An 8,788-nucleotide genomic window follows, 5' to 3' on the forward strand; every position below is an offset into this window, starting at 1 on the left:
AAGCGAATTATTTATGCGTGACCACCGGCGTACAGGTCGGCGCGCTCAGCGACGGCGACGAACCTAAAATTCCCGGCATCATCAGCGACGAGCAATCGAAAATGCGGCCTTTTTCCGTGGTGGCGCGATAAGAAAGTTTTTGACCGCCCAACGCATCCGGCTGCGCGCCATTGACATTGGTCACGGTAATTTCGTCCGACGAGCCCAACCCCAGCATTTTGGCGGTTTCCGCCTGCAGCAGAGGAATGGCCTGATCGGTTTTCAGGGTGGAACAACCGGCTATCAGCATCGTAAGGGTTAAAACGACAAGTGGTTTTTTCATAAATTATCCTTTATAACCAATCAGTTGAAATTACCGATTAGCTTTATGTTTTCTCTTCTCCAAATCCCCGAATAATATATTTCTCTTTCCTAAACGAAAAAACCCTCCTAAAGTAGGGAGGGTTGATAATAATTCATCAGACCAATCTGATTATGTAAAGGCAAAAGGAGAATCCTTTGGGGCAGGATTATGCGTTGGTCGTTGATGACCATCCATTAGTAGCAAGCGGCATCGCTAATTTTCTCAGCACGCATTGCCGATTCAAACAGGCGCAGGTGGTGACCAATGAAGAGAATTGCTACCGCCATATTAGGGAAAATGGCCCGCCGCGTTTACTGGTGATCGATTTTTGGCTCTCTTCCGGTACGGCATTGAAATTACTCAAAGAAGTAAAACAACGTTATCCGCAGGTACGCATTTTGGTGGTCAGCGGCGACGAGAATAACGATATCTGGCAGAAAGTTCACCAGGCCGGCGGGCATGGATTCGTATTAAAAAACGAACCCCCTGAATTATTCGCCAGGGCGGTTTTTGCGCTAAACAATAATCAGGAGTGGTTCCCGGAAGGAAATGAATCTGCTATTAAAAGCAGCCATGACCATTTAAATAAATTCAATTTAACGCCGCGGCAAATCGACGTATTAACCATGATGTTGCGCGGCCTGCCAAATAAAAGGATCGCGACACAACTGTCTATTTCCGAGCCGACCGTGAAAGAGCATATCAGCAATATATTGAAAAAGATCGGCGTCAACAGCCGGGTAGAAGCCATCACGCTGCTGCACGGCAAACGGGACCCATCGCAATGAGGTTTTTCCAGAATTTACAAAATGATGGTATCTCTCCACGCGCGCAGATCCGCCTGCTGGACAACACCTTCATGCGGATGGTGTTCAGTTTCACCGCCGTGCCTTTCGTCGGCATCCCATTCGCCATCTGGATTTATTTGCTGGGCGATGAACTCGGCCCAACCATTACCTGGATCATCGTTTACCTGCTATGCGCCGTGGCGATCCGAATATGGCACCGTCGCTACCTGCATGAGGCCAAAGAAAATGATGAAGACGCCGTGCTGCGCCGCTGGCTGCCGCGCATTAATAAGGTGGCCTTTATTCACGGGTTGGGGATCTCATCACTCTATTTAATTACGCCGCAGACCCATAACTTTGACTTTTTCCTGCTGCTCAATATCAGCATCGCCGCGATCGTCGCCGCCAACGCAACGCATCTGACGCCGGTTATCAGCACCTTTACCCGCTTTTTCTTCGCTTCCTGGGGGCTGCTGAACCTCGGCATCATCTGCCGGCTGGAAGACGTGATGTTCATCGTGCTGATGCTGAACTTGCTGTACGGCTTCGCCATTTACCGCCACGCGTTAACCTCGCATGCGTTCTTTATCCAGCAGGCGTTGCTCGAGGAACAAAGCTCGCGCCTGGCGGAGCAGTTCCGCCAGGCCAAAGAGGAGGCGGAACAGGCGCTGCTGGACAAGAACCAGTTCCTGACCACCGCCAGCCACGATCTGCGCCAGCCGGTGCACGCCATGGGCTTTCTGATCGAAGCCATCATCCACAAAAACCGCGACGACAGCCTGACGCCGCAGCTGCTGGATCTACAGCAGAGCGTGCGTTCGGTGCATTTGATGTTCAATTCACTGCTCGATCTCAGCAAGATCGAATCCGGCAACGTGCGCACCGCCGCCACCCATGTGGATATCGGCGCCCTGCTCGACTCGGTGATCACCCTGTTCCGCGAAGAGGCCAACAGCCGCGCCCTGGTGCTACGCACCTGGCGGCCCAAACGGCGCATCAGCGTGATGGGCGATCCGCTGCTGGTGCGGCAATCGCTGATCAACCTGATCCAAAACGCCCTGCGCTACACGCAACGGGGCGGCGTGCTGATCGCCATCCGCCCGCGCGGCGCCGAGTGCCTGGTGGAAGTGTGGGACACCGGCGTGGGCATCGCCGACGAAGAGAAAAGCAAAATCTTCTCCCCTTATTACCGCCCCGAGCTGGCGTGGAAAATCGACAGCGCCGGCCACGGGCTGGGGCTGGCGGTGGTGGCGCGCTGCGCCAAGCTGATGAAGGTGAAGTACGGCATGCACTCCGTCGAAGGCAAAGGCTCGCGTTTCTGGATGCGCTTCACGCAATACAGCGGCGAAGACAAAGTGCCGGAAACCGCGACCGCCTACGACAACACCGCCACGCCCATCCGCTATGCGCCGCTGCGCGGCGCGTGCCTGGTGGTGGACGACGATCCTTTGGTGACCTCCGCCTGGGAGAGCCTGATGAGCACCTGGGGCATCACCGTGCGCTGCGCGGCCTCCGCCGAGGAAGCCTTCGCCATCGTCGACGACGGCTTTACGCCGTTCGCCGTGCTGTGCGACCAGCGCCTGCGTTCCGGCGAGAGCGGTTTCGACATCCTGAAAGCGCTGTTCGAACGCCTGCCGGACGTGAGCGGCGCGATGGTCAGCGGCGAGTTCAACTCGCAGATATTGCAAGAGGCCGAGCAGGAAGGCTATCTGGTGCTGCGCAAGCCGCTGGAGCCGGCCAGGCTGCATGCGCTACTGACGCAGTGGGGGGCGGGCTAGTGCATGTTGAGGGCTATCAGGCCATGATCAGCCGCTTAAACAGCCGCTGCTGGATATCCTGCCGGTGTGACAAAATCGCATGCGCCGTTACCAATCCTCCGTCTACGGAATGCAAAACCCGGTCACCTCCAGCAGGATTAAACTCCCGGCGCTTTGCGCAGCCGATTTTGAGCAGCTCGGGGCAAATCTGGCATCCCTATGGAGACAGGTTAACGGCATACTCAAACTGAGTGAGTATTTCCGTCATCATTGGGAGTGGTTCGTCATCAACGCGACGGAGAGGGTTCGCTATTGAGTCGGCGTGTACTCAAATTCCATTGCAATCCCTTAATATTGAGCACTGTCATGCCTAAAGCTCATCCAACAGCGGTTCCTTTGAGAATACGCGCCCTTGCGCATTATCCTTGTTCGGCTTTACTCATGGCTGGAAGCAGGCAGAAAAGAGATGTCCATATAAAGAAAAACCCTCTGTTTTTACAGAGGGTTTTAGTCACTTCGGCCTAGTTACGAACAGGCTGTGAAGGGGGGTTAATCATTCCCACTCAATTATCAATTACCGAAAAAACATCATATAAATCAATTGTTTTATACAACCACCAACTTGTTGAACCATGAAAAATACCACATTCAAATCAGAGGGATAGAGTGCGCCCAGTATCGGCGTCATCCGACCTCGCATCACCTGCCGAGGCCGTGGCCATCTGCCGCAACAGAATGGCCAGCTCGGCTGGATCACCGTTGCGGCGGACTTCGGCGAGCAGCTCCGCTGCATAGGCAGGGTCGGCGCGGAAGTGCTCGGCCATCGCCATGTCATGCAATCTGTCTTTCATTGGAATCTTCCTCGTTGCTAATGAGTTGTCCAGCCACCCATCCCAAACAGCTTTTCGAGCTTACGACGCTCAAAGACCGTCAAATCGGCCCACCTACGCTACCGTCTTAATCCACGCATTCGGAGGAACTAGCTTAGCAAGCTCAATATTGTAAATCTCATGCCCCTCTCGAATCTGATAGTTGGTATGTACCCATTCACCGGCCCCGTAGTAGCGAGCTTCCTGCAGGAAGCACTCGCGGTTGATACCACCCAACAACCACATACAACGCTTTTTGATTTCATAGGTCATGAAGAAGAACTGGTCGATGGGTTCCTCCGCATGACGAGCGGTGATCTGGGCTGTGTAGTCCTCGCGGGGCGGCACCTTGCGCTTCACCGTCTTGACCCCGATACGGATGTTCATAGCCGTCACGAAATCAGGCTGACCAGCGGCATCGTCTAACACCCACGCAAAGCCTTGGATACCCTCGTGCTTAAGCCACGAGTTGAAAACCATCTCGCCTAGGTCGCCCACCCATCGCTCATCAGTGGCCGTCTCGGTGTAGATGTTTCCATACTGGCGGTCACGTTCGGCTCGCATCTGCTTAGCCCGCTCTTCATGTTTCGGCTCTATAAAAAGAGAAATCCACCCTTGTGGATGAATTTGGCTGTTTGCCATCGCCTCACCCCTCGGCCGGATACGGCCCGAGGAAGCGCACGCCGTTAAAGTGGATCAAGTGGGACGGTGCGTCCGCCACCCACACTTCTGTTTCCCAAGCAATTTCACCTAGGTAACGACCCATAATGGCTCGGTTTGGGAAGGCGGTCACATAGACCAGCCCAGCGGTCGATCCGGCGAATAGCTTCGCCAGCTCGGTATGGCGCTTGCCATCGACTGGCCCGTGACTGGTGACGGACTCTACCAGTAGCAGCCAGTTTTTCTCAGTGAAGTGCAACACCACATCGGGCATCTTCCCGTGTGAATCCACATCGACGCCCAATCCGGCAAGTAGGGGAGCATCAAAATAACCCCACTTGTCGCCCGTGTCACCGGCATAGACCAGCACGCTACCCGGTGCAAAACGCGGGGCAAAATCCTCGATGATGGCCCGGATCAGCTCGCTGTGCTCTCCAGGACTGAGGGTGATTTGTTGACCCGGTGCAATCTCAACCGGTATACGGTTCTGCTCGCGCTCTTTAGCATAGCGGGCAACAAGCGTTTCACGCTCGGCCAGATAAGCAACGAGGCTGTCATGCCATGCAGGGGTTCCGAAGGTGCGCAGCAGGACTAGTGCAGCGGGTTCAATTTGATAAACCGCCTTCGGACTATTTACAGCACGGTCGGGCTTGTCAGGATTGTAGAGAGCCAGCCCCGCGTCACAGAACTGATGCATAGTCTGTCGGCGTACCGATTCACGGGTGTTCGGCTTATAAGCCTTGTCGAAGTGATCGCGCGCCCAATCCATTATGGGCGTTATGCCGATCAGCGGGTTTTCCGCTTCAGCCCATGACTTACCCGGCGTTAGATCTAAGAGGGCCAACAGACAAAGGGCTGAGCGCTCATTATGCTGTGCCTTTGGTAGCCCAAGAGAAATAATGATTTGTTGAGCGTCCTCTATGTAATCGTTCTTGTCTTTCATGCGGTCAGAGTTCTCAGCTTGGTGTCGATCAGGTCTTGCGTGAGCGTTCCTTGCTGCATAGCCCACTCGCCAAGTTGGATCAGGGTATCCCGGCTCGGGTATTTCATCAGCTTGAGGTCAGTTGCATTGACCTGCGTATGGCCGTTGAAGCGACGGAAATGCTCATCTACTGCGGTCGTGTTCAGGAACACGACCAGTCCACGGGCCAGCGCCTCAGGCAAGCCGTGCTTGTCCTCGTGAAACAGGTTCATATGGTTCTCGAAGCCCAGCATAGAATGATCACCAAAGGCGGCAGGATCAACAATGCTTGCCACCACGCGGCGCTTTTCCTCTTTCGATGAGAATCGGCGCACCACACAATAGAACCCGTTCGGATAAAGCCACTTTTCCGTCTCGTCATTGCGCATGAGCGCATTTGGTTTCTTCAACCCTGGCACAGGCCAAACCGTGCCGGTCGTGCTCAAATGTCCGGGGTAAATCAGGGGAACAGTGCCCTGCTCGGGCATATCACGTAGATGCGCTTTCAGACGGAAATCGACAACCGGCCCGGTCGATACCTTCACGCCAATGTCAGCCAGCGAATAGCGCACAGCGGGCGATAACTCGATAGCGGTTTTTTCGGTCGTCGTCGGCACATGAATGAAACGCTCCGGGTCATCCGGGAACACTATCCGGTCGAACGGGTGTTCGTTGGTATTGAGATCGGAAAAGCTGTCATCGGTAGAGGTCGAAATCGTGACAGCCCCCTGCTGCGCACCACGCTCCAAGTGTATGATGATGTTCTCCTGCAGAACCTCGTCATCCTTGAAAGCCTTGCTGCGCGACTCAAACAGATGCATGTGACGGATCGCTGCCCGCGCCAGAATAAAATCGCGAAAAGGGCGGTAATACGGCCCGTTGCAGAAACTGCGCGGGATGATAGCCACAATCTGCCCACCCGGTGCCGCTTCGCCCACAGCTAGCGCGACAAAGGCGGAATACAGGTTCACCGTCTCGATTCCGACACTGCGCAGGGCCAGCCGATGGGCCGATTGGCTGTTGATCTTCTTGTACGGTGGATTGAGGATCACATGGGTATAGCCTCTATCCCCCAAACCTTCGGCGGTCGCCAGTTCGATGTAATCGCCCGCGATAATGCGGGGCGTCACGCGGCTGTATCCACCCAAGTGCTGTGCAAGGTGGCCACGCAGGTTGGCATCAATCTCGTAGGCCGTCGCCTCGACGGACTCAAAGCCAAATCCGCCCGTCACCCAGCGGTCAAGAAAGGCGCATGACAGAGCCCCCACACCAGCGCCAGCATCCAGTAAACGGCAGGTCTGCAGGGTACTGAGTGGGAACAGCGACGCCATGAAACGCGCCACGCTAGAAGGTGTCATAAATTGGCCGAATTCGGCTTTGTGTTTCTGCGCAGTACGCGGTGCCACCTCACGGCGTACGCTGTCCGCGGTGTCTAGCTGTTGGTTCATCCAAACTCCTCATTGACGCGGCGTGATGACGCCGACATGCTTGTAAAGGGTGGTTCGGGACACGCCATAACGGCGGGCTACCTCAGCCACCTGAATATCTGGATCGCGCAACAGGGCTTTGATCTCGCGCACCTGCTGGTCGTCTAACTTCGGTTTGCGGCCACCGGCCCGGCCACGTGCGCGGGCTGCCGCCAGCCCGGCCTGCGTCCGCTCCCGGATCAAGCTGCGCTCGAACTCAGCCAGCGTCGCGAAAACATGTAAAACCAGCTTGCCCGCCGCGCTGCCAGTCTCAATCTTCTCCGTCAAGCTCTCAAAGCCGACATCGCGCTGCTCAAGGTCTGCCACGATCTGGACAAGGTCAGGGAGGCTGCGTCCAAGTCGATCCAGCCGCCACACCACGAGGGTATCCCCTGCCCGTAGCGCCATGCGGCACTGCTCAAGCTCCGGACGTGCGGTGTTTTTGCCGCTCGCGGTTTCCTCATAGATCACGCTGCACCCAGCCTGCTTGAGCGCATCACGCTGCTGGTCTAGGTGCTGGTCGTCCGTCGAAACGCGGGCGTATCCAATGCGTTGATTCATTGACAATACCGAAACATTGAAAAATTGACGGGTATCTTAACACGCTAGGGTGTGTCCAGCTACAAAACCGCGAAGCCCAGCGGACTGTCAAGAAAACCAAAGAACTTCCGGCGGTTTTCCCCGATAGGCTGTCGGTCGTAGACGCGGTCAGTATGGTTCTGCGCTTCTTTTTCAGTCATTTTGGCGACGAAACCGCACCATCGGGGATTATCGACAAGAGCCGACGCACCACGTACTGCCTGTTGCTGATCGGCCTGCCCGTCGCGGGCGCTGCCTTTGCTGACATGGTGCAGATAAAGCACTGACGCTTTAGTAATGGTGGCAATTTCCTCAAGCTTAGCGACAAGCTGAGCCATCTCACCGTTGCTGTTCTCATCAAGGGTATGAATACGGCTCAACGTGTCCAGAACGATTAGTCGAGCGCCTTCGCATTGCTCGATTACCTCGGCCCGCTTACTTTCGTTCATCACGTCCATTAGTTTTCCCATGATCGGTATGACCATGAGGTTTTCTATGACGGCTTCGCGAGCTTCGTGCCCAAGATGTTTGCCAATAGAATGAATTCGCCCAATCAGCGCTGGCTTGGGGTCCTCTCCGGCGTAATAGACGACGCGGCCAGCTTTCGCAGGTGCAAGCCCTACCAAGTCACCACCAGCCGCTCTGCTTTCAACGGTTGCAGCACAGGCGACCGACATTGCTGCTTCCAGCGCCCAGAAGCTCTTACCCGTGGCTCCGGGAGCCACCAACGCGCCTACTGTCCCAGCAAGGAAGCCCGGCCAAATAAAGTCTAGTGCGGGCGGTTCGTTCTCGAACGCTGCCCGTAAGTCAATCAAGTCAATCGCCACAATTCAGGCCCCCATTCCGGGCCGGGGAGCCGGGCTGGAATGTTTGCACGCATCAATCCATGCCTCGACCTCCGCCAAATCCCACACGACCTTGCGGCTACTGAGCGCAATGCGCTGAGGAAATTTCCCCTGCTTTTCAAAGTTGTAGATCGTACGCTCGCACAGCGGAATCATCTCTAGCAGTTGCTTTTTGCTAATGAGAACTTTACTTGCTCTCCTTAATTCTTTTTCCACACCGAATACCCCGTTTTGTCATCATCCGAGGTTTAATTATTGCTACACAATCCCGGAAAATCCCAGCATCTACGATCATATTTTTCCAATTAAATCAATTGCTTATTGTCCGTAAATTCAAGGTTTGACGGACAATCATGATAATGCAATCCGCTGTTTTTATTAGGTTTAAAATAGGTGTTAGTACCGATGTAAAAATGACCCACATGCCAATGTAATTCGGACCCACCTGGGGTAAAACTGGCAGTTTTAAGCGAGCTGCCGATGCTAACATTGGAGTTAAGAGTGGAGATTGCTGTTCTTC

11 protein-coding genes and 1 pseudogene are annotated in these 8,788 nt (G+C 54.9%); 2 read left to right on the forward strand and 10 right to left on the reverse strand.

Going from position 1 to position 8,788, the window contains the following annotated elements:
• Positions 1-7: 7 nt before the first annotated feature.
• Positions 8-322: a putative periplasmic lipoprotein gene (locus tag M6G53_RS17550; protein WP_110158293.1), complete on the reverse strand. Its 315-nt coding sequence runs from the start codon at positions 320-322 to the stop codon at positions 8-10.
• Positions 323-498: 176 nt separating this feature from the next.
• Between M6G53_RS17550 and M6G53_RS17555 the strand changes: the two genes are divergently transcribed.
• Complete coding sequence (locus M6G53_RS17555; RefSeq protein ID WP_253333343.1) at positions 499-1,131, forward strand: response regulator transcription factor; 633 nt, start codon at positions 499-501, stop codon at positions 1,129-1,131.
• Positions 1,128-2,909, forward strand: coding sequence for a hybrid sensor histidine kinase/response regulator (locus M6G53_RS17560; protein WP_253333346.1), 1,782 nt, complete (start codon positions 1,128-1,130; stop codon positions 2,907-2,909). The genes M6G53_RS17555 and M6G53_RS17560 overlap by 4 nt, the downstream gene beginning before the upstream one ends.
• A 16-nt stretch (positions 2,910-2,925) precedes the next feature.
• Here M6G53_RS17560 and M6G53_RS17565 read toward each other — a convergent pair.
• The 9 genes and pseudogenes from M6G53_RS17565 to M6G53_RS17605 all read right to left on the reverse strand — a co-directional run.
• Positions 2,926-3,201, reverse strand: a pseudogene (locus tag M6G53_RS17565) (type II toxin-antitoxin system RelE/ParE family toxin).
• Positions 3,202-3,541: 340 nt separating this feature from the next.
• Positions 3,542-3,739 carry an addiction module antidote protein gene (locus tag M6G53_RS17570; protein WP_253333348.1) on the reverse strand — a complete coding sequence of 66 codons (198 nt, stop codon included), beginning with the start codon at positions 3,737-3,739 and terminating at the stop codon, positions 3,542-3,544.
• A gap of 93 nt (positions 3,740-3,832) precedes the next feature.
• Entirely contained in the window at positions 3,833-4,399 is a 567-nt protein-coding gene (locus M6G53_RS17575; RefSeq protein WP_253333350.1) for a hypothetical protein, read from the reverse strand.
• A 4-nt stretch (positions 4,400-4,403) separates the two neighbouring features.
• Complete coding sequence (locus M6G53_RS17580; RefSeq protein ID WP_253333352.1) at positions 4,404-5,360, reverse strand: BsuBI/PstI family type II restriction endonuclease; 957 nt, start codon at positions 5,358-5,360, stop codon at positions 4,404-4,406.
• On the reverse strand, positions 5,357-6,826 hold the full coding sequence (locus M6G53_RS17585; RefSeq protein WP_253333354.1) for an Eco57I restriction-modification methylase domain-containing protein: 1,470 nt from the start codon (positions 6,824-6,826) through the stop codon (positions 5,357-5,359). The genes M6G53_RS17580 and M6G53_RS17585 overlap by 4 nt, the downstream gene beginning before the upstream one ends.
• 9 nt (positions 6,827-6,835) lie before the next feature.
• Positions 6,836-7,405: a recombinase family protein gene (locus M6G53_RS17590; protein WP_253333356.1), complete on the reverse strand. Its 570-nt coding sequence runs from the start codon at positions 7,403-7,405 to the stop codon at positions 6,836-6,838.
• Positions 7,406-7,464: 59 nt separating this feature from the next.
• Positions 7,465-8,250, reverse strand: a complete 786-nt coding sequence (locus M6G53_RS17595) for a helicase RepA family protein (protein ID WP_436286530.1) — start codon at positions 8,248-8,250, stop codon at positions 7,465-7,467.
• Between the two features lie 3 nt (positions 8,251-8,253).
• Positions 8,254-8,484, reverse strand: a complete 231-nt coding sequence (locus M6G53_RS17600) for a helix-turn-helix transcriptional regulator (RefSeq protein WP_000410046.1) — start codon at positions 8,482-8,484, stop codon at positions 8,254-8,256.
• Between the two features lie 89 nt (positions 8,485-8,573).
• On the reverse strand, positions 8,574-8,788 hold a 215-nt coding region (locus M6G53_RS17605), incomplete at its 5' end, for a hypothetical protein (protein WP_253333358.1).

This window comes from Serratia nevei (assembly GCF_024160145.1).
Lineage (GTDB): Bacteria > Pseudomonadota > Gammaproteobacteria > Enterobacterales > Enterobacteriaceae > Serratia > Serratia nevei_A.